The 26,802-nt window shown below is 55.9% G+C and carries 30 protein-coding genes and 1 tRNA gene; 14 read left to right on the top strand and 17 right to left on the bottom strand.

Features of this window, described 5'->3' with window-relative positions:
* Nucleotides 1-2 precede the first annotated feature (2 nt).
* From ACR0NJ_RS17630 to ACR0NJ_RS17615, 4 genes are read left to right on the top strand one after another with little or no spacing between them, the layout of a single operon-like run.
* Entirely contained in the window at nt 3-1,028 is a 1,026-nt protein-coding gene (locus ACR0NJ_RS17630; protein WP_480818411.1) for a hypothetical protein, read from the top strand.
* Complete coding sequence (locus tag ACR0NJ_RS17625; RefSeq protein ID WP_480818410.1) at nt 1,028-1,246, top strand: HGGxSTG domain-containing protein; 219 nt, start codon at nt 1,028-1,030, stop codon at nt 1,244-1,246. Before ACR0NJ_RS17630 ends, ACR0NJ_RS17625 begins: the two co-directional genes overlap by 1 nt.
* Nucleotides 1,243-3,024, top strand: coding sequence for a phage tail tip lysozyme (locus ACR0NJ_RS17620; protein ID WP_480818409.1), 1,782 nt, complete (start codon nt 1,243-1,245; stop codon nt 3,022-3,024). The genes ACR0NJ_RS17625 and ACR0NJ_RS17620 overlap by 4 nt, the downstream gene beginning before the upstream one ends.
* Nucleotides 3,024-4,994 (top strand): hypothetical protein, encoded by a 1,971-nt coding sequence (locus ACR0NJ_RS17615; RefSeq protein ID WP_480818408.1) that lies wholly within the window; start codon nt 3,024-3,026, stop codon nt 4,992-4,994. The genes ACR0NJ_RS17620 and ACR0NJ_RS17615 overlap by 1 nt, the downstream gene beginning before the upstream one ends.
* A 287-nt stretch (nt 4,995-5,281) precedes the next feature.
* Here ACR0NJ_RS17615 and ACR0NJ_RS17610 read toward each other — a convergent pair whose 3' ends face one another.
* The 3 genes from ACR0NJ_RS17610 to ACR0NJ_RS17600 all read right to left on the bottom strand — a co-directional run bounded on the left by ACR0NJ_RS17610 (nt 5,282) and on the right by ACR0NJ_RS17600 (nt 6,821).
* Nucleotides 5,282-5,794, bottom strand: coding sequence for a hypothetical protein (locus ACR0NJ_RS17610; protein WP_480818407.1), 513 nt, complete (start codon nt 5,792-5,794; stop codon nt 5,282-5,284).
* Nucleotides 5,795-6,457: 663 nt separating this feature from the next.
* Nucleotides 6,458-6,598, bottom strand: a complete 141-nt coding sequence (locus tag ACR0NJ_RS17605; RefSeq protein WP_480818406.1) for a hypothetical protein — start codon at nt 6,596-6,598, stop codon at nt 6,458-6,460.
* A gap of 49 nt (nt 6,599-6,647) precedes the next feature.
* Nucleotides 6,648-6,821, bottom strand: coding sequence for a hypothetical protein (locus tag ACR0NJ_RS17600; RefSeq protein WP_480818405.1), 174 nt, complete (start codon nt 6,819-6,821; stop codon nt 6,648-6,650).
* A 155-nt stretch (nt 6,822-6,976) separates the two neighbouring features.
* Between ACR0NJ_RS17600 and ACR0NJ_RS17595 the strand changes: the two genes are divergently transcribed.
* Nucleotides 6,977-7,306: an ArsR/SmtB family transcription factor gene (locus ACR0NJ_RS17595; protein ID WP_480818404.1), complete on the top strand. Its 330-nt coding sequence runs from the start codon at nt 6,977-6,979 to the stop codon at nt 7,304-7,306.
* A gap of 752 nt (nt 7,307-8,058) precedes the next feature.
* Nucleotides 8,059-8,835 (top strand): hypothetical protein, encoded by a 777-nt coding sequence (locus ACR0NJ_RS17590; RefSeq protein WP_480818403.1) that lies wholly within the window; start codon nt 8,059-8,061, stop codon nt 8,833-8,835.
* Between the two features lie 136 nt (nt 8,836-8,971).
* On the opposite strand, the gene ACR0NJ_RS17585 is transcribed toward ACR0NJ_RS17590, so the two are convergent.
* A complete protein-coding gene (locus tag ACR0NJ_RS17585) occupies nt 8,972-9,901 on the bottom strand; it encodes a hypothetical protein (protein WP_480818402.1) in 930 nt (309 codons plus the stop codon).
* 234 nt (nt 9,902-10,135) lie between these two features.
* Here ACR0NJ_RS17585 and ACR0NJ_RS17580 point away from each other — a divergent pair, with 234 nt between their 5' ends.
* On the top strand, nt 10,136-10,720 hold the full coding sequence (locus tag ACR0NJ_RS17580) for a hypothetical protein (RefSeq protein ID WP_480818401.1): 585 nt from the start codon (nt 10,136-10,138) through the stop codon (nt 10,718-10,720).
* Between the two features lie 87 nt (nt 10,721-10,807).
* Here the strand turns inward: ACR0NJ_RS17580 and ACR0NJ_RS17575 are convergent, their stop codons facing one another.
* From ACR0NJ_RS17575 to ACR0NJ_RS17555, 5 genes are all read right to left on the bottom strand, one after another.
* Nucleotides 10,808-11,293 (bottom strand): ImmA/IrrE family metallo-endopeptidase, encoded by a 486-nt coding sequence (locus tag ACR0NJ_RS17575; protein ID WP_480818400.1) that lies wholly within the window; start codon nt 11,291-11,293, stop codon nt 10,808-10,810.
* Nucleotides 11,293-11,622: a hypothetical protein gene (locus ACR0NJ_RS17570; RefSeq protein ID WP_480818399.1), complete on the bottom strand. Its 330-nt coding sequence runs from the start codon at nt 11,620-11,622 to the stop codon at nt 11,293-11,295. The genes ACR0NJ_RS17575 and ACR0NJ_RS17570 overlap by 1 nt, the downstream gene beginning before the upstream one ends.
* 488 nt (nt 11,623-12,110) lie before the next feature.
* Nucleotides 12,111-12,506 carry a hypothetical protein gene (locus ACR0NJ_RS17565; protein WP_480818398.1) on the bottom strand — a complete coding sequence of 132 codons (396 nt, stop codon included), beginning with the start codon at nt 12,504-12,506 and terminating at the stop codon, nt 12,111-12,113.
* Nucleotides 12,503-12,817 carry a hypothetical protein gene (locus tag ACR0NJ_RS17560; RefSeq protein WP_480818397.1) on the bottom strand — a complete coding sequence of 105 codons (315 nt, stop codon included), beginning with the start codon at nt 12,815-12,817 and terminating at the stop codon, nt 12,503-12,505. The genes ACR0NJ_RS17565 and ACR0NJ_RS17560 overlap by 4 nt, the downstream gene beginning before the upstream one ends.
* Complete coding sequence (locus tag ACR0NJ_RS17555) at nt 12,810-13,082, bottom strand: XRE family transcriptional regulator (RefSeq protein ID WP_480818396.1); 273 nt, start codon at nt 13,080-13,082, stop codon at nt 12,810-12,812. Before ACR0NJ_RS17555 ends, ACR0NJ_RS17560 begins: the two co-directional genes overlap by 8 nt.
* A 102-nt stretch (nt 13,083-13,184) precedes the next feature.
* On the opposite strand from ACR0NJ_RS17555, the gene ACR0NJ_RS17550 reads away from it, so the two are divergent.
* Genes ACR0NJ_RS17550 through ACR0NJ_RS17535 form a run of 4 tightly spaced genes read left to right on the top strand, consistent with a single transcriptional unit; the run spans nt 13,185 to nt 15,160 of the window.
* Complete coding sequence (locus ACR0NJ_RS17550) at nt 13,185-13,751, top strand: hypothetical protein (protein ID WP_480818395.1); 567 nt, start codon at nt 13,185-13,187, stop codon at nt 13,749-13,751.
* A gap of 11 nt (nt 13,752-13,762) precedes the next feature.
* Nucleotides 13,763-13,951 (top strand): hypothetical protein, encoded by a 189-nt coding sequence (locus ACR0NJ_RS17545; protein WP_480818394.1) that lies wholly within the window; start codon nt 13,763-13,765, stop codon nt 13,949-13,951.
* A 27-nt stretch (nt 13,952-13,978) separates the two neighbouring features.
* Entirely contained in the window at nt 13,979-14,710 is a 732-nt protein-coding gene (locus tag ACR0NJ_RS17540; RefSeq protein ID WP_480818393.1) for a hypothetical protein, read from the top strand.
* Nucleotides 14,711-14,722: 12 nt separating this feature from the next.
* Entirely contained in the window at nt 14,723-15,160 is a 438-nt protein-coding gene (locus ACR0NJ_RS17535; RefSeq protein ID WP_480818392.1) for a hypothetical protein, read from the top strand.
* Between the two features lie 53 nt (nt 15,161-15,213).
* Here ACR0NJ_RS17535 and ACR0NJ_RS17530 read toward each other — a convergent pair whose 3' ends face one another.
* The 7 genes from ACR0NJ_RS17530 to ACR0NJ_RS17500 all read right to left on the bottom strand — a co-directional run bounded on the left by ACR0NJ_RS17530 (nt 15,214) and on the right by ACR0NJ_RS17500 (nt 21,438).
* On the bottom strand, nt 15,214-15,546 hold the full coding sequence (locus tag ACR0NJ_RS17530) for a hypothetical protein (RefSeq protein ID WP_480818391.1): 333 nt from the start codon (nt 15,544-15,546) through the stop codon (nt 15,214-15,216).
* Between the two features lie 783 nt (nt 15,547-16,329).
* A tRNA-Met gene (locus tag ACR0NJ_RS17525) sits at nt 16,330-16,406 on the bottom strand.
* Nucleotides 16,407-16,490: 84 nt separating this feature from the next.
* The gene (locus ACR0NJ_RS17520; protein ID WP_480818390.1) at nt 16,491-17,465 is read right to left on the bottom strand and encodes an alpha/beta fold hydrolase; all 975 of its coding nucleotides are present in this window, start codon (nt 17,463-17,465) and stop codon (nt 16,491-16,493) included.
* Nucleotide 17,466: 1 nt separating this feature from the next.
* Entirely contained in the window at nt 17,467-18,939 is a 1,473-nt protein-coding gene (locus ACR0NJ_RS17515) for a flavin-containing monooxygenase (protein WP_480818389.1), read from the bottom strand.
* A 95-nt stretch (nt 18,940-19,034) separates the two neighbouring features.
* A complete protein-coding gene (locus ACR0NJ_RS17510) occupies nt 19,035-19,295 on the bottom strand; it encodes a hypothetical protein (RefSeq protein ID WP_480818388.1) in 261 nt (86 codons plus the stop codon).
* The gene (locus ACR0NJ_RS17505) at nt 19,273-20,433 is read right to left on the bottom strand and encodes an aromatic ring-hydroxylating oxygenase subunit alpha (RefSeq protein ID WP_480818387.1); all 1,161 of its coding nucleotides are present in this window, start codon (nt 20,431-20,433) and stop codon (nt 19,273-19,275) included. The genes ACR0NJ_RS17510 and ACR0NJ_RS17505 overlap by 23 nt, the downstream gene beginning before the upstream one ends.
* 90 nt (nt 20,434-20,523) lie before the next feature.
* Nucleotides 20,524-21,438 carry a LysR substrate-binding domain-containing protein gene (locus ACR0NJ_RS17500; protein ID WP_480818386.1) on the bottom strand — a complete coding sequence of 305 codons (915 nt, stop codon included), beginning with the start codon at nt 21,436-21,438 and terminating at the stop codon, nt 20,524-20,526.
* 435 nt (nt 21,439-21,873) lie between these two features.
* Here ACR0NJ_RS17500 and ACR0NJ_RS17495 point away from each other — a divergent pair, with 435 nt between their 5' ends.
* From ACR0NJ_RS17495 to ACR0NJ_RS17485, 3 genes are all read left to right on the top strand, one after another.
* The gene (locus tag ACR0NJ_RS17495; protein WP_480818385.1) at nt 21,874-23,697 is read left to right on the top strand and encodes a BCCT family transporter; all 1,824 of its coding nucleotides are present in this window, start codon (nt 21,874-21,876) and stop codon (nt 23,695-23,697) included.
* 991 nt (nt 23,698-24,688) lie between these two features.
* A complete protein-coding gene (locus ACR0NJ_RS17490; RefSeq protein WP_480818384.1) occupies nt 24,689-25,309 on the top strand; it encodes a thermonuclease family protein in 621 nt (206 codons plus the stop codon).
* 24 nt (nt 25,310-25,333) lie between these two features.
* Nucleotides 25,334-25,945: a hypothetical protein gene (locus ACR0NJ_RS17485; RefSeq protein ID WP_480818383.1), complete on the top strand. Its 612-nt coding sequence runs from the start codon at nt 25,334-25,336 to the stop codon at nt 25,943-25,945.
* A 150-nt stretch (nt 25,946-26,095) separates the two neighbouring features.
* Here ACR0NJ_RS17485 and ACR0NJ_RS17480 read toward each other — a convergent pair whose 3' ends face one another.
* Nucleotides 26,096-26,728, bottom strand: a complete 633-nt coding sequence (locus ACR0NJ_RS17480) for a hypothetical protein (RefSeq protein WP_480818382.1) — start codon at nt 26,726-26,728, stop codon at nt 26,096-26,098.
* Nucleotides 26,729-26,802: the final 74 nt, after the last annotated feature.

Raw genomic sequence — 26,802 nt, 5'->3', positions numbered from 1 at the left:
CTATGTGCTCACCATCAGCACCAGAGCCACCCGATCCAAAGGAAACGTCCGCTGCACAGACAGGGACGAATATCGGAACGGCGATTGCAAACAACTACATGGGGCTTGTGGACCAGTACACGCCCTATGGCTCCATTGAGTACACGTTCGATGGCGGGCAATCGGTCCCTCAAATCGAGACAATCCGGGGCAACACCACCAGAAACCTCTCGGGCGGCGGTGGTTTGTTCGGTGAGCGAGGCGGCGGCAACCTAGTTCAACAGCCGAACACTTACCGAGTTGGCGACCAGACCTTTGACTCTATGTCTGAGGCCCAAGCCTATCATAGCCAGCTAATGGGCGACCAAGGCGGGTTGGCGTGGACCGACCCATATACGGGCCAGACCTACAACATTCCCAAAATCACAGCTCGTCAGACGCTTTCTCCTGAGGAGCAGGAAAAGCTGGACCTGAGCCAACAGACGCAAATCAACCTCGGCACTTTGGCGCGGGACCAATCCGATTTCCTCAATGACTACATGGCGACCCCGTTTGAATACGGTGTGGGTGAACATGAAGCCTGGGCCGGTGGTCTGTATGACGACCTGAACAACGAAGGGAATGCGAGTGCCATTGAGACACTGACGGCACAGCTAGCCAATCGTGGCATTGGCATTGGGTCTGAGGCATATGACCGGGAGATTGCCAACCTGCGCGAAAGCCAGATGGATTCCCGCAATCGGTTCATGTTGGATTCCTACAATACGGGCATGAACTCGGCGCTGGCGAACAGAAACCAGCCGATTAACGAAATCACGGCCCTGCTGAGCGGGTCGCAGGTCTCGCACCCGAACTTTGTCAATCCCAACACCTCGCAGATTCCAACAACTGATGTCGCTGGGAATATCAACCAGAACTACAATCAGCGGCTTGGGGCGTGGCAGCAGCAGCAGAACAACGCCAACCAGCTTTGGGGCGGTTTGTTCGGGTTGGCCGGTGACGCACTGGTGGCGAAAAGCGGCGGCGGATTAGCTGCGGGGTTCTTCTGATGATTTGCGGAGCCAAAACCAAAGACGGCGTGTGCATGAACTCACCGGTTGAGGAAAAGACCCGCTGTCGCCTGCATGGCGGCGCATCCACCGGATCGAAGACGCCAGAGGGGCGCAAACGTCAATCAGAAGGCGCAAAGGCCCGCTGGGCAGAAATCAACGAAGCATTGGCGGTGGTTCGTTCCATGCGCCAGACCAACAATGAGGCAAGGGTATGAGTAGTTTTTTCTGGGGACAGACCCCATCGCTTACACCGGACGGAATGAAGGCAAAACGCAGGATTGCCGACGCCCTGACGGCAGGTATGAACCACCCTCCACAGAATATCGGAGAGGGGCTGCATTCTTTGGGCCGGGCGCTGATTGTGCGTGGCCTGAACAAGCAGATTGAAAAGGGCGAAGCGCAGGGGAAAAGCAAGGCACATGAACTGATTACCGCAGCGCTGCAGGGGCGAACGCCTTCCCCCTACAGCTCCAGCACCGGACCGATGACAATGAACGGCATTCCGCCCCGTTCCGAGGAACAGGAAATCGGTGACGAGACCATGGCGGCACTCGGTAAGCCCGAGGCTATGTCCACCGAAGGGCGCATCCGCCAGGGTATGATTGACCGGGGCCTGCCCGAGCATGTCTCCGAAGCATTCGTGATGAACTTCCGCGATGAAAGCGGATTAAACCCGGATATCAATGAGCGTTCGCCGATGGTGCCCGGTTCTCGGGGTGGATACGGGCTTGCGCAATGGACAGGCCCTCGCAGGAAGCAACTAGAGGCATTTGCTGCTCAACAGGGTAAGCCGGTATCAGACCTTGATACACAGCTTGATTTCCTGATGACGGAATTGCAGGGATCGGAATCCGCTGCAGGGCGGACAATCCTGTCTTCTCGGAATACACCGGAAGCGGCGGCAGCGATTGTGAACCAATTCCTACGCCCGGCAGAAGAACATCGTGCCCGCCGCGAGGCTCAGTATCTGGGCACACCCTCTCAGCCCCCCACGTCCGATTACAGCGCGATTTACGAAGCGCTCAGCAGCCCGTGGCTGGATCAGGGCCAACGGTCCATGCTGATGATGGAACTGCAGGACCGCAGGGCGGCAGATGCCCGCGCCTATGAACGCTGGGAACAGGCGAATGACCCGCTGCGCCAGATGCAGCTTGAACGCGGACGGCTTGAGCTGGACCAAATGCAAGCGCCACGGCCCGGTTTCTCGGTGCTGACGGATGAACAAGAAAACCAGATGGGGCTTGATCCGGCAGGTAGCTATCAGGTTGGCCCTGATGGCAAGGTCTCGCAGATTGGCGGCAGTCGATCCAACGTCAATGTCTCGGTCGGCCTCGGCCCCAATGGTGAGCAAACGCCATATTCCCAGCCAGTCACCCCGGCACAGAAGAAGGTCGATGAGGAATTCGCTAAGACCTACGTGCCATGGTCGCAAGGCGGCGGTGCAGACATGGCAAGTCAGATTGCCCAGATTGAAACCGTTGCGGATCAGCTTGAGAACGGAAACGTAAACCTGACCGGGCCGGGGATCGGCAGCCTTCCGGACTGGATCGGCGCTGCAACTCACCCCAAAGCCGTTGCAGCCCGCGAGACAGTTGAAAACGTGGTTCAGCGGAACCTACGGCTGCTGCTGGGCGCACAGTTCACCGCGAAAGAGGGTGAGCAACTGATTGCCCGTGCCTACAACGCGCGCCTGCCAGAGGCAGAGAACGCCAAACGGCTGCGCCGATTGTCACTCGCAATGAAGGCCGCAGCACAGGATACGCAGTCTCAGGTGGACTACTATCAGGAAAACGGGACACTGACCGGCTGGCAGGGCCGACAGTGGACCATTGCGGACTTCGAAGCAGCGATTGAGGGAACTTCGGAAACGGAGACCCCGCCGAACACCGCAGCAACACAAGCAGCCGCTCCGCAAGTGGGCACGGTTGAGGATGGGTATCGTTTCCTCGGCGGTGATCCGCAGAACCCGGAAAACTGGCAGGAGGTGAACTGATGGCCGGACCTTGGGAAAAGTACAAAAAGCCACAGGGCAAGCCCTGGAAGAAATACGGGGCGCAATCGTCCGCACAATCTCTCGGGGACGGCTCAACCGTTGCAACCTATAACCCGTCATTCTTTGAACGGGCCATGACAGGCCTGCGTCAAAGCGGGATTGTTCCCCGTGCCAACATCCGTGACTTCGAGAGCATCGGGGCCGGTGTTCGCAGCGCGATGGATACGGCAATGTTCGGGTTCGGAGACGAAGCGCGGGCCTTGTCGGAAACCTTGGGGCCGGTAGCGTATGGCATGCCCCCCGGTTTGTTCCCGCACGAAACCGGCAGCTTTAGCGAAAACCTCGCAGACGAGCAGGCACGGTCACAGGCCGCACGTGTTCATCATCCCACCGCCTCAACGGTTGGCGACGTGGCCGGGGTTGCCGCAGGCGTTGCCGGGATTGGCAAAACAGGGCTGAGCCTCGCAGCGAAAGCAGAAACGCCGGGTAGGATCATTGCAGGGTCTGCTGGCGATGGGATGCTATATGGCGGGCTTGCGGGCTTCGGCTACACGGACGGCGATGCTGGGGATCGTGCCAAGGGTCTTGCAACTGGTGCCGGTGTCGGCGGTCTAACCGGTGGCGCTGCCGCTGGTGCCCTGTCCATTGCCCCTGCAGTCAGCGGGTATGTTGCCCGCCGGATCGGTAAGCCAGCCTCACAGGCCCGAGCGCGGATCGAACAGGCCCTTAACCCCGAGGCGGTTGCCAAGCTGGATGACCTCGGCCCCGATGGCATGCTGATTGACGCTCTGGGCGAACGTGGGCGCGCTCTGGGGCGTGCAGCAGCCAATGCCAACCCCGAGGCCCGCGAAACGCTGGAAAGCGCCTCACGGGGGCGTATGGCGGGCCAGAGCGACAGGCTAACAGATAGTCTCTTGCAGGCCTCACGGATGAATGCACCGCAGTCCACCGATGAGATGATTCAGGGTATCCGCAACAAGGCCCGACCCGGCATAGCGGCGGCATATGATGAAGCCCGCACCTTGGGGCATGATATCGACCTGAACGCCTTTGAAGACCTGTTCCAGACCAGTATGGGGCGGCAAGCGTTCCAGCGTGGCACACGGTTGGCAAGGGATCGTATGGCGGCAGAGGGCGTAACAGGTGATCCATCCGCTCTGGCAATTCTGGATGAGACGAAGAAAGCGCTTGACGACATGGCCCGCCCGTCTCTGGGTCAGGGTCCGACTAATGAACAGGCGATTGCAGGCATGCTGTCAAAGCAAGTCCGGCAGCGCATTGATGACATGATGCCGGAATATGGCGGGGCACGGCAGTTGGCAGCCAGCGCCAAGACACGGGAAAACGCCGTCAACATCGGCGCAGAGGGAGCCAAGCCCCGTGTGTCAGCCGACTATGCGGATCGCGCCCGAAAGGCAGCGGTTGCCCACCCCAACGAGGTGGCGCAGGGCTACGCAGGGGCGAAGATTGACGCCCTACAGAACCGCAGGGACACCCCCGGCGTTGTAGACACCCTGTTTGGCCCCCGTCGCCAGCAAGACGCCATGCAAGCCGCTCTGGGGCCGGAAGGCGCGAATACGGTACGCAGCCAGATTGCCAAGGAACGCACCTTTGCAGACACTCACAGGGCGCTGACGGGTAATTCCTCAACAGCACGGCAACTCATTGAGCAGAGCCTGTTGGGTGGGGTTGGTGGCGGTGCCGGACTGGCAACCACAGGTGACCTGCAGGGCGCAGGCGCAGGTGCTGCGGCGATGTTAGCGGCACGGCATGGTGGTGCAGCGGCGCTGAGAAAGGCCACGGCGGGACGGGAAGCACGGGTTGCCCCTGTCATTGCAGAAATGCTGACAAATGCCGGGCTACCGGCCCAGCTTCAAAGAGCCGCCACACAGGCACCGAGCAAGGTCAGGGAAATGATTGTGCGGGCACTGATGTTGAACGGTGTCGGCCCTCAGTTGAGCGCAGAGTAAAGTATCCAGGCCCCGTACATCGCGGGGCCGATTACTCCCCCAAGGGCAGCAAAGCCAACAGCGCACAAACCCAACCACGAAAGCTGCCGGTCGGTGTCATTTGCCACAGTAAGAAGCGCCCAGCAGAAGAAAGCGAATATCGAGGCTGATGCAGCAATCACGCAATACAGTTGAAAAATGGATAGGTCGGCAACAGTCATGGATCAAAGATGGGCACCATCAGCCGACCTGTAAAGCCCACAGGGGGTAGTTGACCCAGAAAAGCCCGAAGAAGTCGAAGGTCTTTCTTAGCAGTTCAGCGTCAACGTCATTGGGCGATTCTCAAGATGATTTGCCCCTTCGTCTGGGACTTCGATTGAAACCACACCGCTTGAACTCGAAAACTCGCCTGTTCCTCCAATCACAGCCCAGTCTATGACTTCCTTTGCATTACCCGAGCTCATTGTGTCTGTTGCATCGCCAAGAGACGTGCTGGTCGCTACAAAGATGCTTCCATTGGGTAGGTTAATTGACCCATCCACTCGAACGTAGTGACCCATTTCCGATGTTCCGCCCAAGACAGTTGTAACAACATCAAAAGAACCGACGTATAGCCCGCTCAAGTCCTCAAGGAACCAGTGCAGAATGCGTCTGTCGCCGACTTCGGCTTCGGCTGGATTGGCCCCGACGAACCTTATGGAGGTATTGCTGTGCAGCAGTTCAGTAGTGCCGCAACCAACATATGATTCCCCGGCGTAGCTGTTTGACGCTATCGCCAGCATTGCTCCAACGGACAACGCAAGGCACCGGTTCCTATCCATAGCTCCACTCCCGCTTAGGCTGACAGAAAATCGCTGACCATGTCCGGTCGATGTTTCTAATGCACAGGCCAAAAGGATAGCGGGCAAACATTAAGCGGGGTCCAACTTCTGGTTAAGTTGAAGCTATCTCGAAGGCTGTCGCAAGATGGCGGCGCGGAAACGGCGTCTAAAGTAGAGCGAAATAGACAATCGGCCTTTCCTCAATGCAGGAAAGCTACTCTATCCACTAAAGTAGTGGCAATTAGTGGTGCTGGGCCTGTTGAAGATTGTTGAAACCAATGAACCGTTTTCTGAGGCGGTCCACGCGGGACAAAAGATGTTAAGGTTTGTTAAGGTCTCTGCCTTACCCCGGCTGTAGGCAGAGCGGTTTGCAAAACCCGACATTGTGTCGGATTTGTCGCCGACCATAAGAGCATCAATGTTCCAGACGAGAACATTGATGTGCCCACGATACAAGACATCGGTTTTGGCGTGAAAGCAGATTCAATTCTTCTGATGTGGAATAATTACCGGATCATCGCATTTCACCGCACAGGCCCCAAATATGCCCGTCAGGCGCATTTAGGCGGTTCGGACGCTCAGCACACCGTCAGAACCCGTTAGACCGGCTCAGCGGGCCGTGTATCGCGTCTGGGGTGTCGGGAGCGTGGTCTAGGGCGCTGCTTAATCCGTCGCCGTAGTTGTTGTGGCTTCGTCCCCACCTGTGGCCCCACCACCGGCGTCCTCACCACCTGACCTCATCATGGTCAATGCCACGATAACAACTACCACAACAGCGGCGATAATGATTACGTTCCTATTCATCTCGATCCTCCATTGCAAAGAGGTGCCCCAGGCGTTGCCCGGTTGAGAGTTAAGCCACCCTCTGCGTGTTTGCTGTTGGTTCGTTTAGCTGTTCGTATTGGTCCACTGCCGACAAGTATTCCTTCAACTGTTTGCCTTCGTCGGTATCGGGTTCTGATCCCCACAAAAGCTCGATTTCCAGCAGCGCGGCGCGGTACTCGTTAGGGGTGCGGACAATGGCCATAGTAGTACCTCAAATCATAAATCAATGTGAGACTTCATAACTGACATCGCGCGATTCTGACAGGCAATTCACCATTGGCGGTTGACCAAAGCGGTTTTGCGCTCGTTGGTCCGAGGGGGTGCACATAAGCCAAGATTCGCAGTAAGGAACATGTCATGCACGCCGAGATGAATGAAAACGCACTTGCTGCGTCGAACTTCCTGAAAGCGATTTCTCATGAAGGTCGCCTGAAAATTCTCTGCTATTTGTTAACAGGCGAAAAGTCCGTGAGCGATATTCAAGATGCACTGTCCTTAAAGCAAGCATCTACTTCACAGCAGCTATCTCGCCTGCGGTTGGAAGGATTGATTTCTGATAGGCGCGACGGAAAGTCGGTTTACTACAAAATCAGCGATGCCAAAGTGCACGGCATTCTCAGTGTGGTTTATGAGCTGTTTTGCGCTGACGAGGCCAACGATAAGCATCACTCAATCTACTCGGGTTAGGATGCCCTCGCCCCACCACGGCCCAAATCCCATGTAGCGAATGTAGCGGATGTAGCAGGGGGTCAGGGCTGAAATGCGTTTTTTGGAATACTCCGTCACTGCCCGATCCGGCCCGGCTACAGTGGGAGCAGTTGGCCCACTGCTTGGAACCATCTGCGCGCGTAGACATTTGGGCATGGGTTTCGGAACAAGTTGTTCCATAACTTCGGATCGATCCGAGGATTCATGCCTGAATGCAGGCAAGGCAGACCGTGTGCGCGCGTGTTTTGTGGGGTTTTGAGAGGTTTATGTAGTGGATTGAGTACTGCCCCGGTTTAAATGCCGTTTGTTTCGGCAATCGCGGACTCTGACGTGAGCCACCTAAAAGGCATCCCGGTTCTCTTTATTTGAATTTAGTCGTCGCTCTGGACGTGCGGTCATTCTCATATTGCGCTCGCGCGCCCATTCCTCAACAGCCTCAACGTGCCTCAGGCCTACAGCCGGATCAATCTTCGGGAACCCATACTGCCTTTCCAGAACTACCGCATTCGCCCGCAGCCAACTAACATTATGGCCTAACATCTTGGCTATGGTCTCTTCTTTGACGTAGAGGGGGGACATGGATCGGGTCACCTTCTGAAGTGTTATCGGGATGCCCGCTTGATAGCGGTGATTAGCGGTTTGAGCGGGATTAGCAGGCCCCGAATGCCGAAATTGGTTTTTGACCAATAACCCACTGGCGCTCGGTACTGACATAGAGCATTGATGCTGCCATGAAATTGAACCGCGCATTAGAATTTTTGCCCAGGCTGGGCAACGAAATAGTTCCACAAGGTATCGTTGATGAAGGTCGAATCTTTGCCCTCGGGTCGTTCAGCAGCGCCAACCTGAATCACGCTCGAGTGATAGACGTGCTGCAAAGGCTCGAGGATCAGGTGTTTCAGCCCTTCGGACTGCATCCCTGGGCGTTCGTGCTGGACTATTCCACCCTCGAAATGGATGGCAAAAGCAAGCCAACGACCATTTTGGAAGTTGTCAGACCGCAGAGCGATGGAGGAATCCATGTTAGCCAGTACTGGCTGATGCCACGGCGCGCTCCCAGCACAGCCCAGTTCCTGTTTAGGCATACTGACAGTGGCACAAAAATTGAAAGCGCCAACTCCATATTGCAAGATGCAAACCCAGATGGATTGGGAGCGCTTTCGCGATATCCGCTCGCCGTTGCGATGCTGAATACACGGGGCTGCCGGATCGATTTGAAACGCGCGCCGAGCGTCACGAATACAAGGCGCAAGCGACTCGGTAAGGCTCCAATCCCAGCGCACTACACTACTGATGCAGGCGAGTATTTGACCGCCCTCAATTCCGCAAAAGAAAGCGTGGATCGCGGTGGCACTCGCGCTAGCCCCAGGCCTCATTTGAGACGCGCCCACGAGCGGATTCAATCCAACGGCAAGCGCAAGATAATCCCACCAGCGTTGGTCAACGTACGTAGCGAGGGAGACATAGCTTTTGTTCAGCGCCGAATAGCATATCAGACCGCCAAATAGGCAAACCTAGGAGATTAGCGAACAGTCGAAGCTGACGCCGACACAGACGGCGGAACACTTAGGGAAGCGCAGGGAATTTGGGGCGGCTCGTTCGGTTTCAGTGCAAGTTGCACCAAAACCCCAAGGTGGGTTTAGGTCACTTTTGAATAGCGACAAGCCTGTTTGCGCGAGCCATCACCTTGCCAGATAAGTCATGCTTGGTGTTGTCGGAAATGCTCTCGTATGGTGTGTTGCTGTGCCTTCTATTTGGCTTCAAGGTGTTTTCAGTACCTCTAGGCCACGCTCTAATGCGAACACTTTTTTGCGGGAATGGATCGGCTAATACATATGCCGTTTCTGTGTGCATTTCCCACCGTATTTCTGTTACACCTTTTCGGATAGGACTTTCTACGCGAACAAAACCCATGACTTTCAGTCGTTCCTCAACCTTTGCTAAGTCTTCGTCGCTTCGTTCGAACGTTTGGAAATACCTGCGCCTTGGCTCTGCGGGTAAAGAAATGTCTGTTAGATATACTACGCCGAGCCTTTCAACCTCGGCAGCGCGCTCCGCTTCAATCTCGACTTGCCGAGCTGCAGATTCTTCGAAATCTCGTTGGGCGCTATAGATAATAGCGGCCATGACAGGGCAGTCAGCCCCCGCGCCAGGGTAGAGATGCTTCTCAATGCCCCGTTTTGCGGCTTCGCTAGACCTGCACAGGACACAATCACAGCGCTCTTGGGCATAGCCCCAATCGCTATTGGTTTTTTCGATACTTTTTCTACTTTCTTCGATGCACATTGCCGAGAAACTGTATTTTGCTTCCCGAAACGCTTCAGAGTTCTCCGCTTCGCCCAAACCGAAGCTAGCTGAACGCAACTCACGGGGAAGACGTTCAAGAATGACACACAGCAAACCGTCGAATTTGCGCTGCAAACTATAAAGTTCGGAATCATATTGTGCAGTTCTGCGCGGCATCAGTTCCCCTCCACCAGATAGGGGCAGATTCACCTGAAAATGGTTGTTTGCCAAGTGACCATTTTTCAACTCAATAAGCTGCGATAGCGTGATATCCGGGCCTCCTTTCATTAGGAGGCCTACCACGAGCGACTACTTAGCACACAGCGCATGGCACACCGCCAGCGTCAATATGGGCTGCTAAGGGATCAAGATTGGTTGGCAGTCAAGGGACTGGGCTTTTGTCGGATTGTTGGTTGGTAGCGTCTATTGTGAACCCTGCACAATGGGTCAGTAAGAATCGTATTTTCACCAACTTTGTGCTATCGGTAGCTTGGATTTCAGTCAGGACTTGGGGGCGTAGCAATGCGATACTTTTTTATATTGCTTTCAATTTTCTTTTCGACCGGCATAGCCAACGCACAGGATTTTCGCATCCTTAAGTACCACTTTAACCCTGTGATGGAGCCAAAGGGGCCTCACGACATCTTAAATGACTGCGCAAACAATGAGAGCTGCAAAGCCGCTATGAGACGGATGGCCGAGGCTGTCGGATGGGACTCCGATGTGGTTGATTGGGCGGCATATGCTTCCAACGAAACTTATCGGCGCCGAGGCAATGAGACAAACGCAGATATCTTAGCCGACCCAAGTGGGGAAATGCGCGCGTACTGCCGCGTAGGATTGGAAATTGTCAGCAGAAACTCTGCGCATTTTGAGGCGGAAATTTCAGCGGGCGGTGTTCGGCTGTATGCGGTTACTCCTAAGAAGGGCGTTGGAAAAGGTAGGACATGGGTTGATGTTCTGTTGGTAATTGAAGACATCCCTCGCCCCGACCTCGACCAACGAATTGCAGAGGGTAGGTGCACGATTCCAAAAGAGTCGGGAAATGCAGTGCGCATTAAGTGTTTTGAGGGGAAAAGCTGCGACAATCGAACCGGATGGTTTTAGCCTAATACTTTCAAATTCTGTTAGAATGCAAAGGCCCCGCCGGAGCGGGGCTTGTTCATTGGTATGATTCCCGGGGCAGAGGAGTTGTTAGTACGGAAGCCCCAGCCTAATGCACATCGCGTGCTTAGAGACGCCGAAGTGCGAAGCCATTGCATCCACATCAGGGCTGAGCCGATCCCATTCTTGCTGAATCAGCTCATCGGGCATCAGAAGGGAGGCTGCGAACTTGTTAGCTTGAGTTTCCTCACGAGGCCCAACTGCAGTGTTGTGGTACTTTCCAACGTCCGTGCTTCTATAGGCCCTGTCATCGTCCAAGCCATCGCCAATCAAATGGCGGTGCATAATGTAGTGGCCCAACTCATGCGCCAGCGTGAATCTTTGACGGGTCGGAGGATCAAATGCGCTCAAAGTGATTAAGTAGGTGTCCCCAAGCTTCTCAATCATCCCAGATACTTTATCAGCGAGAAACGCCAACTTTACCCTTACACCGAGCGATGCGGCCAGCATGTGCAGGTCTACGGGTGCGGTTTTCCGCGCTTTGTTAATGAGTTCTAACTGTTCCGATAGTTTCATTACTCGCCCTCCCTGACATCTTGTGCACCTGCTATTTGGTCACTCATATCACTGCTTGATGAAAAAATATCCTCATATTCACTCAGTATTTTTGGCAGTTCTCGCTGTAGGTACTGATTAGCAACACGCTCAGCTACCTCCTCTGCGACTTCCCGAGCTTCGCTTTCGGCTTGGGCTCGGGCAACTCTTCGTAGGTTCACAAAGGCAAAAATACCTCCTGCTACCAAGATAAGGCCTATGGCGGCCAATAACAAAGAAATTAGGTCTAAACGGCCAATTTGTGCTGCGATTGCAATAGCGTCTGGGGGAATTTGTGAGTTCTGGTCCATTCGCTCTTAATTCTATAGTTCGCGATAAGAGTCGAGACCTCCGGTTTGAGAGATATCGATGCAAAAGGGTACGTCGTTTTGCAGCCAGCTTAAAGCCAGGGTCGCCGGTTTCGTCTATGAATACGAGCAATTAGGTTTCCTCTGAGTCCTTGACCCACGCCCAAAGGGCCAGCCATTCATTCCCTGCCACTTCTGTAACGCTTTGGCCACGGCAATGGTTTCCGCTTGTCCGGGCCTCCCCACGCTTGGTCAGCATCGCTTGTGTCTCCGTCTCCATCCACGTACGGCAGTTTGTCGGCATACTCATCCAAGTCGCGAATATCGTAGAGCCTGTTCGCACCGGATACCTTTACTGGAATGCCTAAGGTTCGAAGTTTCGACGCAGAAACGCCGAGATAATGCGCTGCGGCCTTGGCCTGCATCAGACGGGGCGGAAACTGGAAGGTCACCTGTTACTCCTGGTCTGGTTTCAGTTCACGTCCATGAATTCAGCAATAAGACGCGAAGCGCACATAGTGCGGATGTTCCTCAAGAACCTCTGAGCCATCAAATTCATTGCATAACTCCATTGCAGCGCTCTTTCCGGCTTCCACCGAATTTTCGGGCAACTGGTCTTTTGGGAAAAACACCTCAATTTCGGTACGCCAGCCATCTGCATGCCCATACTCGTTACCTTCGTCATCGATGAACGGTATGGCGAAATGAACTTGCTCAAATACGAGGACACGCGCAGGGCCTGATGGCAAGTGAACTACTCGGTCACGCTTGGACGAATATCGTTCGTAGTACCATGAGGAAGGCGTTGTTCTGTCAATTTCAATTTCGGTACACGCGCTCAGCGCAGATGCAATGAGTAGGCCGGAAACAAATTTGAACTTAGTCACTGGTCACCTTTCTGAGTGAACTTCCCCCGACGCAGGTTCAAGGCATCTACCGCGAGTTCCTCCACAAAGACGATTGTTTTTACAGGTGGAAAATGTTCACCGAAACTATCGCTGCCATCAATGTCATCCATCAAAACCTCAAAGGCTCTGGACACCACCAAGCAATTGTATTTTACACCTTTCCATTCCACGTCCATCCTGTCGCCTGGTGCCGAGACTGTGGGCAATTTCAGGTCAAATAAAAACTCGTCTTGCGACCCGCCCGCTGGAACAAGTCTCACATACTGCTCTAAGATTTGTGGGTCAGTCATGAGCCGCCCCAGAGCCGCGCTCGCCGCCCTCAAATCTATTTCGCAGGCGGACACCATGGCCGCCCCCGTTTTCTGGAATGAAGTCAACGCCCGCACTTTCGAGCGCTTGAATAACTGCCGCCTCTGTCTCGTCTGAGACCAGCCCTTTATGTGAGGGGCGGCCTTCCAGACGTCGCAGGGTTATTAGAGGCACACCCGCCATTTCACACAATTCTTGTTGCGTAAGGTCCGCCAGAACTCGGGCGGCTTTAATTGGTTTTTTCATATCTTGGACCTTATGAGAACTTTTTCTCACTGTGCACTTGTTATCAGTAATGTCTAGTGATATAAAGTTATCAGTAAGCAGCACAAGGTAAGGGTTTCCACCATGTATGACCTCCAGAACATCATGAACCGCGCATGGGCCATCATGGCAGGACGCAAGTTTCACCGGGTTATCTGGCGCAATACTCTGTGGCAGGCATGGGACGAAGCGAAGGACGCAGTACGCCGCGCCAGCAAGACCGAGGCGGATCACATCCGCGAAGCCATGAACATGCTGCAGAACAAGGACACATGGACTCAAGCGGACTATCGCAAGTATGACGAACTGGCAGCGGCCCTTGAGGCCGCGCTGGAACACGAAGCGCAGGCCGAGGCATTTGCAGAAAAGCGCGACCTGATTGCCAAGGCAAAAGGCCGGTTCGTTTCTGTCACCTTCATCAAGAAGGACGGCACAGAGCGCACCATGCGTGTACAGCCCGCAACCCTGCGCCAGCATGTCAAAGGCGATGCAGCGTCCAAAGCGGCCCGTACAGCCATTGAGACGCGCAAACGCCGCCATCCTCACCTTCTGCCGGTCTGGGATACCGAGGCACAGGCCCCGCGCTCTGTGAACCTCGCAACCGTGTCCCGCATCGCCGCAGACGGCCACGTTCACCACTTCACTCAATAGGAGGGCCAGCAATGGCACACCAGAACACAATGCCCCCGGAGCAGATGCAATCAGAGGCAGTGATTGTCCAGAACCTGTTGCGGGCACTTAACGCAATGCTCTGCGTCCCCGGCTGCGAGGATGAGCAAGCACTGGTAACCGAAATGGCGATATCTCACGCGGCCCGGCTGAACCAAGCCCTTGACCGCGTGAACGCCTGAGAACCCAACCGCCCGAAAGGAAACACCATGATTGACCGTCGCACCCTTATCCAATCTGCGCCTGTTGCCGCCCTGTCCATCGGCGCAACCGCTGCAGCCTCGGAAACCATAGACCCGCATATCGCGTGGGTAGCAGAGCATAAGGCAGGGTTTCAAAATGTGTTCGCACCTGATGCACCCGACCTTGAGCCCACCAACTCTGTCTGGGTTCGGTGCAAGGAACTCGAAAAGAGGATTTGCCGGACACCGGCCAGCACCTCGGAAGGTGCGGCGGCGCAGCTTGAATTCGCACTGAGCGATGAGGCCAACTATGAATTGGTTGGCGGCGTTGCTGGTGACTTGGATGGCCAAGTGCTGTCAAACGTTCTGGGCACACTCCAATCCTTGTCGGGGAAAGTAAGCCGCCCTTCCGAGGCGGGCGCAGTCGCACAGGCCACACCCATTGAGCGACTGTTCGCGCGGTGGGAAAAGGCCAACGCCGAATACAACCGCCTTGCCGATGAGGGCGAAGCGCTGCTTGCGGCAGACCGCGCGGCAAGCAACCCGGACGCAAACAAGAATGACCGGGACCATGAGCGCAAGTTTGTCGATCCTGCCTATCTCGCCATGGTGGAAATCGAGGCCGAGATAATGGAGCAGCCCATCGAAGGCCCGCGCGATCTTGCCGTGAAAGTCGTTATCGCCCTGCGCGTCGAGGGTGCCCACGACGATGAACAGTACCGCACTTTGAACGCAGACGCGCTGCGCCTGCTGGTATAGGAGGTAACACCAATGACTAATTTTCACCGCCGTACACTTCTGAAATCCAGCATTCCGGCACTAGCCGGGGCAATTGCAACCGGGGCCGTAGCGCGTGAAATGATTGCCGACGAGACGCCCATTCAGCGCCTGTATCGTGAATGGGAAGAACTCGGGAACCGCTACGGAGGCCTGATTGACGAAAACAACGCCTTAGATGCAGGGCTGATAGCGAACAGCGACCCCGACCGCTACGGCCTTGTCGAGGATCACTACAAGGAGCATGTTGAACCTGTAAGTGTTGAGTTCTACGCGCTTGAAAGTCGGATGCTCGAAATCCCCGCGCAGGACATCAAAGACCTGGCAATCAAAGGACGCATAATGTCCCGAGAGAATGGGTTAGTTGATGCAGAGTTCCACGTGCTATTCCGAGAGGATGCAGACCGCATTTTGGGGTACGTGAATATCTGAGCAATCCGCTCCACTATCCGACAAGAGACCACCCCTTGAACCGGGTGGTCTGACTATACAAATTTATAGGGGGCAGAAATGTCATGAAGAACGTCCCCATTTAGCGTCTTCACTGACATGGACGCGACAATGTCTCCCCTCGGGAAGGCCGTGTCAAACCACCAAGATATTTGCGGATGGTTACAACGGTTTGAATTATTGTTGAGCACGGCTGGCCCCATTTCCCTTTCCCAACTTCCTCGAAACTGTTCAAGTTTTCCTTCAACAACAATACCATTGTTCGCCATTCCTGATGTCGCGACATCGAGAATGAACCAATGGCCCTGTACCCCGCCAAAAAATCCCTTTTTGGTTTGCCAGTGAGGGTTAAAAATCTGGGCAGACATGAGCCTCCCGTTAACCAACGTTGGTTGCGATGCGGCTACATGCTGTTCCAGAGACTTGCTGCAGCCGCATTCCAAATTGTTGTTAACGTGGTTCGAGACAGTGCGCTCGTGGTCTATGCCGCACGCGGGACACCCAACAACCGCATCTAACAGCCTCCGCGTAGACCAGTTGATTGCACCGCCTATGGCGGCTGGGACTGCAATTGAAAAAAGGTCTGGTATCATCAGCGCTATGCACCTTCACGAAAGCTGCTGCCAACATCATCTTACTTGAGAATGGTCATCTGTAGAAGCAGAAGGCTCATCTTACTTGCGTCTACCAAAACTCGTAAGTTTGTGTCACGGGCGGAATCGACCGTTTTTGACCTGGCGCTTTACCTGGGAATCAGTTTTTGGTTGACCGCCTCGTAACCTTTAGAGAGGAACTCGGCGCAATGAAGCGAAAGCCCGGTTTGTGCGCTGAGCCGACCTTGGCTTAACTTGCGGTCCAGGATAGGGCCGGTTGTTTCATGTCCGCCCGTTTTTTAACGGGAAATAACGGTGAAACCTGACTGACGGGCAGGTTATCCGACCTCACAAAACCTTCCTTGGGGCTGACCATTTTATAATGGCGGATAATGGGCGCTGGGCAGAGCCAGGAACTCGGCGCGCTGTCCATGCGTTTCAGCCCGATTAACACATTTTTTCAGAAAAACGCACAAAAAAACGCACAAAATTCAGACATGCGTCACGGCCTGCAATCCGCAGCTTCTGCATAAGTTGATGATATGCTTAGGGAAATTCTGGTAGCGGAGGAGGGACTTGAACCCCCGACACGCGGATTATGATTCCGCTGCTCTAACCAACTGAGCTACTCCGCCACGAGTGAGAGGCGATGTAAGCGAGGGGCCCGAGAGGGTCAAGAGGGAAATGACCCCGCAAACCGGATTCTTTTGGGTGCGGGTTTATCCCTGCGTGCTGGCGGCCTCTGCCTTGTCCTTCTGACCTTCGGCCATACGGCGGATGAAGGCGGCGCATGTGTCGGGGGCGGTCAGTGGGATCATGTGTCCCAGCCCCTCGATTTGTTCGTTGGACAGACCAAACCGTGTCATCGGCGGGCCATGGACCGAGGCCGACAGGATGACATCCTGCGCGCCGTACAGGATGCCTCCGGGCACGGCCAGCTCGGGATAGCGGGCCACCTGTTGGCCCAGGCTGTCATCCAGCCCCACGACATCCTGCGATCCGGTCACATAGGCCGAGGGGCGCAGCCCCAGTGCGCCGCCGGCGCGGTCCAGAAAATCGGCCGGGGCCGGTTCGGGGGCAAAGACGGTGTCCAGCGTGTGGGGCGCGGTTTTGGCGGCGATGGGCACGGCGATTGTGTTGGCGATGAAGCTGCGCAGCCATTCCGTTCGGATCTCAAGCGGTTTGAAAACCGGAGGTGTGCCGGGCAGTTTCTGCGTCAGCGGAGCCAGCAGGGCGAGCGCTTTGACCTTGTCGGGGTAGTCCAGCGCAATAGCCAGCGACACGGCTCCGCCCAGCGAATGCCCGACCAGAACCGCATCTGTCACGCCTTTGGTCTCCAGAAACTCTTGGATCATGCGGGCCTGTTCGGGTAGGCGGCCCAGATCGGCTGAGTCTCTGGTCGAGTATCCGCAGCCGGGGCGGTCGAGGGCGATGATGTGGTACTCATCGGCCAGCACATCCACCAGCGCATAGGTGAAGTGCTGCAACTGGCCCGTCAACCCGTGGATCATGACAAGGGTCTGTTTCGACGGGTCGCCCTTTTCCACATAATGGATATTGCCGCCCCGCACGGGAGTGATCTGCCCCGGCTGGGGGACGCGGATACTGCCCTCGCGGGTTAGTTTACGGGTCCACAGGTGCATGACCAGAAAGAAGGCGGCGATCAGAAGGACGATAATCAGAAATGCGGTCATCTTACGGGTCCCGATCTGGGGGTGAGGCGGAAAGATATTGCTCGAGCCCGGATTGTGCCATGCGGTTCTCGAATTCGCCAACGGTTCCGGGCCACAATGTCGTGTTGCGCCCCTGCGAGTCCTGATACCAGGAGGTGCAGCCGCCGACCTGCCAGACGCTGTTTTGGTGACGGCCCTGCATTTCGCGGGTAAAGGCGGTTTGTTTTGCCGGGTCGGGGGCGATGGCGGTCAGGTTCTGTCGCTGCATCTGGTCAAGGACGCGGCCGATATGGCCGACCTGCGCCTCGATCATCAGAACGACCGAGTTATGGCCCAGCCCGGTATGCGGGCCCAGCAACATGAAGAAGTTCGGAAACCCGGAAATGGCGGTGCCCAGATGGGCCTGCATTCCGTCGGCCCAGGCTGCCTGCAGGGTCAGGCCATCGGTGCCGGTTATGTCCAGCCGCTCGACCACGTCGGTGACGTGGAACCCCGTGCCCCAGATCAGAATGTCGGCCTGTGTCACACTTCCATCCGCAGCTGTGATCCGGTCCCCGTCAATCGAGGTCACGCCGGACGGGATCAGGGTAACGTTGTCGCGGGCCAGCGCGGGATACCAGTCGTTGGAACTGAGAATCCGCTTGCAGCCGATCTGGTAGTCAGGGGTCAGGTGCTGCCGCAGGGTTGGGTCAGAAATCGCCTTCTCAAGAGATTTACGCCACATTTTCATGGCAAAATTCACCATCCGCTGCTCGCCCCGGAAGACCCGGTGGCGATGCTCGAACACTGTGTAGATCAGCTTGCGCCGCAGGCGGGGCAATAGAGGTATGCGACTATAGAGGCGGCGTACCCACGGCGCGATCGGCCCGTCCGGGCGGGGCAGCACGTAAGGCGCGCTGCGCTGGAAAACGGTCACGTGCGCGGCGGTTTTGGCAATCTCGGGCACAAATTGAACCGCCGAGGCCCCGGTGCCGATGACCGCGATCCGCTTGCCCGCAATCACCGCATCATGATCCCATTGGGCGGAATGAAAACACGGGCCGGGGAAGCTGTCTGCGCCGGGAATGTCGGGAATGCTTGGAATATGCAGCGCGCCGATGGCCGAGACCAGAAAGCGCGCGGACCAGCGGTCTCTGCTTTCGGTTTCCACCTGCCAGCGCGAACCGTCCCATTGGGCGGATTTCAGCTGCTGATAGAAGTGGCACAGGTCATAGAGCCCCTCGTCCCGCGCGACCTTCTGCAGATAAGCCTGAATTTCCGCGCCACCGGCATAGGCGCGGCTCCAGTTCGGGTTGAGGTGTGTGGCCATGGAATACAGATGCGAGGGCACATCGCAGGCCACACCGGGATATGTGTTCTCGCGCCAGGTGCCGCCGATATCATCGGCTTTCTCCAGAATCGCGATGTCGCGAATACCGCGTCTGCGGGCTTCCAGCGCCATGATCAGGCCTGAAAAACCGGCACCGATGATCAGCATGTCTGTGTTGTGATCCAACCGCCCGTCCCTCCTGCGCCGAACACAAGGCGTCTGAGGATAAGTATATGCGCTTGCGGTGACCTGAACAGGGTCCCGTTAGGTCAACCTTGGGATCAGAACGTAAGCCTGTGCGCTCGGCCGTGGCTAGCCAGACGGGCGTTCAACGCGTCGGCCTGCGGTGCGCCAGCTTCGAGTGCGAAGACAAAAGCGTGTGTCAGAAAGAAACAGGCGGCGTCGATATCGCCTGCCTGCTCCCGTTCATCAGCGGCCAGAGTGTAGAGCCGCACCAGATCGCTCAGGTCGTTTCTCGCATGCGCATCCAGTAATCGGCGGTCCAGATCGCCTGTACCGTCACTCGGCTGCGGTTCGGCCATTTTCAACCTGTGTGGCAACCCAGTGGTGGAAATTGTGGGTCGGCCCGTCCATGGCCGGCGAGAAACGCCCGCCGTCGAACAACAGGCCGTGACGGCCCTTTTGCATGCCTTCGACGACAAAGACGTCCTCTTCGAACACAGCCTGCCATTGATGCGCGTTTGCGGTGCGCAAATCGTCCAGTTCCGGGGACTCGGTTTCGCTGACAGAGTAGTAAAGCTCGATATGTTCCACGGTGTGTTCGTGATCGACCGGTTCGAGGATGATCGCGAAGCTGTGGTCGCGTTGCACGCCCAGCAGCACGTTGGGATAGACCGCGATGTATTCCGCGCCCTCATCCCACTTGTCGCTGAGGTTTGCGAAATCGGGCAGCGTTGCGCCGTCCTCATCCTTTAACTGGCGATAGACAAGGGTGCCCTGACCGGAATACTGCCCACGCGCTTCGATGTTGTAGTGATCTTCCAGCCGGGAATAGCTGTTCAGGCCGGGATGCACCCAGGGCAGGTGATAGCTTTCGCAGAAATTCTCGACCGCTAGCTTCCAGTTGGTTTTGACCTCAAGCTTGAGGGACGACACGTCGCCGCCATGAAACAGAGGCTGCTCGAACTCGGTCCAGCGTTCCAGCAGCGCGGCATGGGCGTCTTCGAATGCGGGCGCGGTGCCGTCGACATTGACAAAGATCACATCGCGCCAGACATGGGACCGGATGCGGATCAGCCCAAGGTCATTGTTGTCGACGTCTTCGTGCTTGTTCTGCCCCGGACCGCCCACATGAGGGGTCGCGCGCAATTCACCTTTCAGGCTGTAGCACCAGCTGTGATAGGGGCAGCGGATGGCGCCGCCGATCTTTTTCGGCGCGTCCACAAGGATCATGCCGCGATGACGGCAGGTGTTCTGGAACACGCCGATCTCACCGTCGCGGTCCCGCACGATCAGCAGGGGCATGCCCAGAAAATCAACCGGCTTGGCGTCGCCCGCTTCGGGCACGTCCTTGCCAAACCCGATCCCGGACCAGTTGGAGTAGAGGACAGATTGCCGTTCCTCGGCAAATACCGTGGGATCGATATAATGTTCGTTCGGCAGACCGTTGGCGGTGTTGACATCGGCCAGAACGGACGAAAGCGCGCTGTGCTTGTTCATCGAACTCTCCTATGGCTGGGATTACCCTGACTTTACCCTATTGGCCGGGTCAATAGGCGCGGCGCAATATCAGAAAAGCTCATCAACGGTTTAACTGATTTCATCCGAGCCGCTGCGAACTTCGTCAATGATCCAGTCTTTGAGGGCGCGGGCATTGTCCGACAGTTCATCGTCGGGGCGGCCCACAAGGTAGAACTGATTGGGTGCGGTCAGGTGATGCGGTCCGATGGCGACCAGTTTTCCCGACTGCAGCATCGGCAATATCAGCCGCTGCCAGCCCAAAGCCAACCCGGCCCCCTTGCGCGCCAGTTGCAGAGCGACCGAGTAGCTGTTGACCCGCGAATCCACCGGGATGGTGCCGGTATAGCCAAGCTGCTGAAACCAGTCCGGCCAGGTGGTCCAACTGCGATCATCCGAGTCCAGATGGATCAGGCGCTGGGCGGCCAGGTCCTGCAGGCTTGCGCCGGACAGTTTTTTGGCCAGGTCCGGGCTGGCGACGGGGATCAGATGATCCCGGTACAAGGGCGTATGCGATAGGCTGGGATCGTTGTCGCGGCCATAGCGGATGAAGAAATCCACATCTGGTCGATCCCGAAACGGGCGATCCTGCGAGATTTGGTCAACACTCACCTCCGGGTTTTCGCGCCAGAACCGGATGATTGCGTGTGACAGCCACAGGGCCGCCACCGCCGTCGTCGCCCCAACGGTGACCTTTTCGCCGGTGGGCCGGTCGCGGATGGCCGCCAACACCTTGGAGATGCGGGTGAAAGAAGTCGACAGCGCCTCGTACAGCGCCTTGCCGTCATCGGTCAGATCGACCCCGCGATGTTTACGCTGAAACAGTGCCGTCTCCAGATCGCCCTCAAGCGCCTTGATCTGATGGCTGACCGCGCCTGGCGTGACCGAAAGCTCCTCGGCGGCGTTTTTGAAGCTCAGATGCCGCGCCGCCGCTTCAAAGGCGGACAGGGTGGTGAGGGGTGGCAAATTGTAGTGGCGTCTGGACATTTATTCAGGTTTCCGGGCTTCGGATGAACTGGCCTCGCTTGACTATTAAAATTTTTCCCGTTGAAGACCAGCGAATGATACGCTGAAGGTACATTTGAGCGTCCGGTTTGCGACGCGGGTCGCCGAAGCGGCAAATTACGTCGGTTCTAGTCACGCCACCTGCCGGGCAAACCTATACGCAGGCGAACCAACACACGTGGCAATCGACACCCTGCCCGGAATGAAAGCTCGGGCACAGTCAATCGCTCCCGCTGAAACCTGTTTGGTTTGAGCAAACGGGAACTGGCAAAGGACTGACGATGAACAGACAAAGCGCACAATGCGATTGCCAGCCTGCTTTGGGCAATGCTCTGAAACATCAAGCAAAAACAAGAATAAATCAGCGGCTGTAACGGCAGTCCGAACCATACGGATCGACAACACGGGAGGAATAATATGTCGGTACCTGAGCCATTTACGGATCTGGAGATAGAAACGGCGGATGCCGGTTTCTATGAAAATTACAGCGTACCGATTGCGCTGATCAGCAAGGCCATTATGGTCGCCCTTGTCCTTTGGGCGCTGGTGTTCCCGGCAAACGCCAACAGCACCTTGGGCAGCTTGAACAGCAGGTTGCTTGAGCTTTTCAACAGCTTTTACGTCATTATTGTGGGTCTGTTCTTCTTCTTTCTGGCTATCGTGGCCATCATCCCGAGCACTGGCAAACGGATCATGGGCACGCCCGGCGAGAAGCCTGAGTTTTCCAATTTCTCGTGGTTTTCGATGATGTTTGGCGCCGGTCTCGGCGTGGGCCTGATGGTCTTTGCCACAGCGGAGCCGCTGGGCCTGTGGGGATCGAATCCCGTCGTCGTCTCGGGCGCGGTCGAGGGGAACTCGCCCGACGCGCTGCAATCGGCCTATCGCTTCACCTATCTGCACTATGGCTTCCACGCCTGGGCGATCTACGTGGTGACGGGCCTGTCGCTGGCCTATTATGCCTATACTCGCGACATGCCGCTGACGATCCGTTCGGCGCTGACACCGCTGTTCGGGAAGCTGATGAACGGGTTTCTGGGCCATGTGGTTGATGTGTTGGGCGTCGTCGCCACCATCCTGGGTGTGTCGGTGACAATCGGTTACGGCGTCAGCCAATTCATCGACGGTCTTTATGCCATCACCGGCATGGGCTGGGTCATGGATTTGGGCGGCGAGGTGCCGACCCCCAGTAAAGTAGGTCTGATCGCTGGACTGGTTGTCATCATGAGCCTGTCGATCATCTCGGCTGTGTCCGGGGTTGGTCGTGGCGTCAAATACCTGTCGAACCTGAACCTTGTACTGTCGATCATCCTGCTGGGTACGTTCGTGGTTTTCGGTTCATTCGTCTTCGCGATGACCACCTATGGCTCGGCGATGGTTGACTATATCCTGCACTTCCTGTCGCTCAGCTTCAGCGCCTATGGCCCGCTGTCGACCGAGGCCTTTGCGGCCTCTCTGCCCGAGGCCGCGCAGGCGCATGCCAATGACCTTGTCGGCGGTGCGACCAATGCTTGGGGCAGCTTTGCTGGCTTCAAGGACGGTCTGGAAGGTGCAGCCGCCGAGTTGGACGAGGAAACGCTGGCCGCAGTTTATGCCGCAGGCGAGCAGGGTCGTCAGTTCGGCTGGCAGGCGGGTTGGACCACGTTCTACTGGGCCTGGTGGATCGCGTTCTCGCCCTTCGTGGGCCTGTTCCTGGCGCGCATCTCCAAGGGTCGTTCGGTGCGTGAGTTCATTCTGGGTTGCGTGTTCGCTCCGGCACTGGTCTGCTTTGCCTGGATGACCGTTCTGGGCGGCACCGCGATCGATCTGGAACTGGCTGGTGCTGCAGAAGGCGCAATCATCGGGGCCTCGAACACCAACAAGCTGTTCGTGACGCTGTCCTACATGATCGACGGCGGGCTGCTTTCGATGCTGAACATCATGTGCGTGATCCTGATCATGACCTTCCTGGTCACATCCGCTGACTCGGGCATTCTGGTGATGAACACCATCATGTCGGGCGGCAGCCAGGAAACCGGCATCAAGCACCGAATCATCTGGGGCGTAATCCTGACCGCCGTGATCGGGGCGCTGATCCTGGCAGCAGGTGACAACAACCCGATGGACGCGCTGCGCAATGCGATGATCATCGGCGCGCTGCCGTTTACGATGGTGATGGGCCTAATGTGCATCGCACTGGCCAAGGCGCTGTTCCGTGACGGTCAGCGCGACAAGCAGGGTGCCGCCACACAGGCCGCTGAGTAAGCGATCTGCATCACCTGACACCAACGCCGCCCCCTAACCGGGGCGGCGTTTTTCGAGAATGGATTACCGAATGGTCTTCCCGGCATGAGCACCACGCCGTATCGGCGCGGTTGCCAACCGGGAAAGCCGGGTTTTCGGACGCAGGATCTGCATTCAGGGTTATCAAGGCGGGGGGAGTGGTTGGGCCACTTTCAGGGCAACCAAACGCTCACCCCCTATCCCGCCGAAGACCCCCTCGTTAAAACCGGACTAATCAACATATCGGCAGGACTAACTGCTGATAGAAACAGAACAGGGCATAACTATTGCGACAACGTGTCGGATGTAGGGTTTGTTCCGCCACAAAGATTAAGGTTTCCAAGAAGGTCTGCGTTTTTGCCAGCGGAAGCGGCCAATCGCAATGTTCCAGAATATTACCTAAAGGCCTGCCCGGTTCGATGGCCTGACGCGCATCGATATTAAAACATGGGCACACTGAGCAGCGCGGAACCGCAGTAGTCGCCTAAGCCGGGTCATTCAGGTGCGCTGCCTGCCGGATAGTTCTGACGCTGAAATGTTAGCATTTTGGTGGAGCCCTGGGGGAAACGCCGCCGAACGCCTAATGAACTGATAGTAAACACTATTTTAGTGTGATGGTTTGCAGTATGTCTCACCGTAGTGTCACACTTTGGCTTATGCAACTCCTATTGATCACCTTCGTTCAGGCTGCATAGCAAAGTGTGCAGTCGTTTCCTCTGTGCAGTCTCCATTGATAAGGCCCGAGGGGTGTGCCCGGTGTTGTGTGCACAGTCGTTTTCCAAGCAGTTTTAATGCACGTAAGTCGTGGCATCCGCTGTTGCTTGCGGGTGTATGGTGTTTTGAGGTGGCGAATTGCTGCCACTTTTCGCTGGATAAAAGCTTTCCGTCATCCCAGTATCAACCATAACGTGCAGTGCGTCTGCGGGCTTCTCTGCGTGTGTTTTGAACCAAACCAATTACAAGGTCCGATCTTGTGGAAGTACTGATACTGCTTGTAATTGCTGGGGTAGTTGTGCTGTTCGTTGTGCATAACAAGAGCCAGCCAGAAAGAAGCACCAAGCCGACCTATAAACCAGCTTCGGACTTGAAGCCGAGATTGAGCGCATCACGCACCCAAGGGGTTCAGCAGCCACCGCGTTTTGACGCTTGCAGTGCAATACCTGAACCCATAGAAAAGGTTTTGGAAGGCTCAGCCTATGTTGTGGACGGCGACACCATAAAAATACAGAGAACCCAAGTGCGCCTGTTTGGCGTAGATGCGCCCGAGATTAACCACCCGTACGGCAAGAAAGCTAAGTGGGCTTTAGTATCCCTATGCAAGGGGCAAAAGGTGAGGGCAGTGGTCACTGCTGAGGATACCCATGGTCGTACAGTGGCAAAGTGCTACCTTGAGGATGGGCGCGACCTGTCTGCGGAAATGGTCAAGCTGGGGATGGCGATAGACTGGCCGAAGTTCTCGGATGGGAAGTACAGTGATCTGGAATTGCCCGAAGTGAGAAAGAAGTTGTGGCTGGCTGACGCACGGCAAAAGGGGCGCATAAAGGTTTGGGAGCAATTCGAAGCCAAGCAAGCACAGCGCAATCAGAACAAGTAGCGAATAACCAATGGCAAGACGACAATGGCGCTGGAAACATTGGGTTCTACTAATTACCTAATGTGCATTAAAAAATCGCTATGTTCGGCGTTGGTGACGGCACTCTTTCTCTGTTCCTTGCCAGTGTTTGCTGAGAACTCAATTGTACCGAAACCGGTTTTTCCCGAAGGGGCCGAAGTCGCAGTAGATGTTGTGTCCTGCGCAAACACTGTGAATGGCCATATTGAACCTGTCGACGGAACACCTTGGGAACTGACACAAGCTGTCCTCGAACTGCCATATCAACATGAGAGCGAACGGCTAGCTGACGGGTTCTTTTTTGTTGTCGGCAGAAGGCTTGGGTATCACGTGACTTGGGTCGCCCTTCTTGATGTGTCTCAAAGCGAAAGGGTTGCGTATGAAGTTAGGGATGAACAAGCGGGCCTTTGGACTTTTGGAGCAAGTCTTGTGCCGCCAGAAGTCATTTCCGCGCTCGGTGAATGCAGTGTAAGATGGGGTGGTTTTTGGGGCGATGAGTTCCCGACAGTCGTTGTCGACGCTCCTGCTATCACACCGTTACCTCCGGAACAGAGGCTTCCAGATAACCCGTTAAGAAGTGGCGCTGACTTGCTTCCACCAATTGTGGCGAACAAGTAATACACTCAGTACCTATGTTGCGTAGTCCATGTATTCATCGGTCGCGTGGGCTTATGATACTCTTCTGTCGAAATACGTTCGGCTCCAGAACATCCCATAAAAACACGTTCAAATTGCAGTGAGAACAGATTGCCGCAAGTTAGAGTGCAGTTACCAAATTCCCAGCAATCCGAGAATTATCATGTCAACAAACGCACCAGGGAGAGCAACTAGGGCGAGGAGCATTCCTGGAATTGCCCAAAGGCCATCGAGGGATAAACCGAATTTCATAATGAAGGGAGCGGCCACTAGGTACCCCAGAATTGGCAAAAGCGGTGCGAAGATCGACAAAAGCCCCAATACTAAATCTGAAGTTATGCCCTCTGGCTGCTTTGAGCGACCAGTACCACCGGTGCTAGAAACGCTTGAGGAGTACCCGCCTGTTGCGCTGCTTCTTGACGAGTTGGCCGACGTTGCTTTTGAGGTGGTCTTTGTGCGGGAACGGCTACCAATTTTTGGATTGGCACCGAAGTGCTCTGTGTAATCAGTAAACACGCCTTCGCGATCCTCTGACCAACCAGTACTGTCCCCATCGCTGTCGTAGTGCTCGGTGTAGTCAGTGAACACGCCTTCGCGGTCTTCTGACCAACCAGTACTGTTTCCGTCGTTGTCGTAGTGTTCGGTGTAATCAGTAAAAACACCTTCGCGATCCTCTGACCAACCTGTTTTGTTTCCGTCTTGATCGAAGTGTTCTTGATATTCAGAGAAGATACCCTCCTGAGCAGCCTCATCTGACTGGTCCAAATTGATTGTTAGTGCATCGTCGGCCTGCGATCCATTGGTATGATGGTTTCGGGCGCTGGCGGGCTATAGCCCAG

Source organism: Ruegeria sp. F11, from assembly GCF_056533855.1.
The sequence above is the reverse complement of the archived record's forward strand: the minus strand, read 5'-3'. Positions and strand labels throughout refer to the sequence as shown.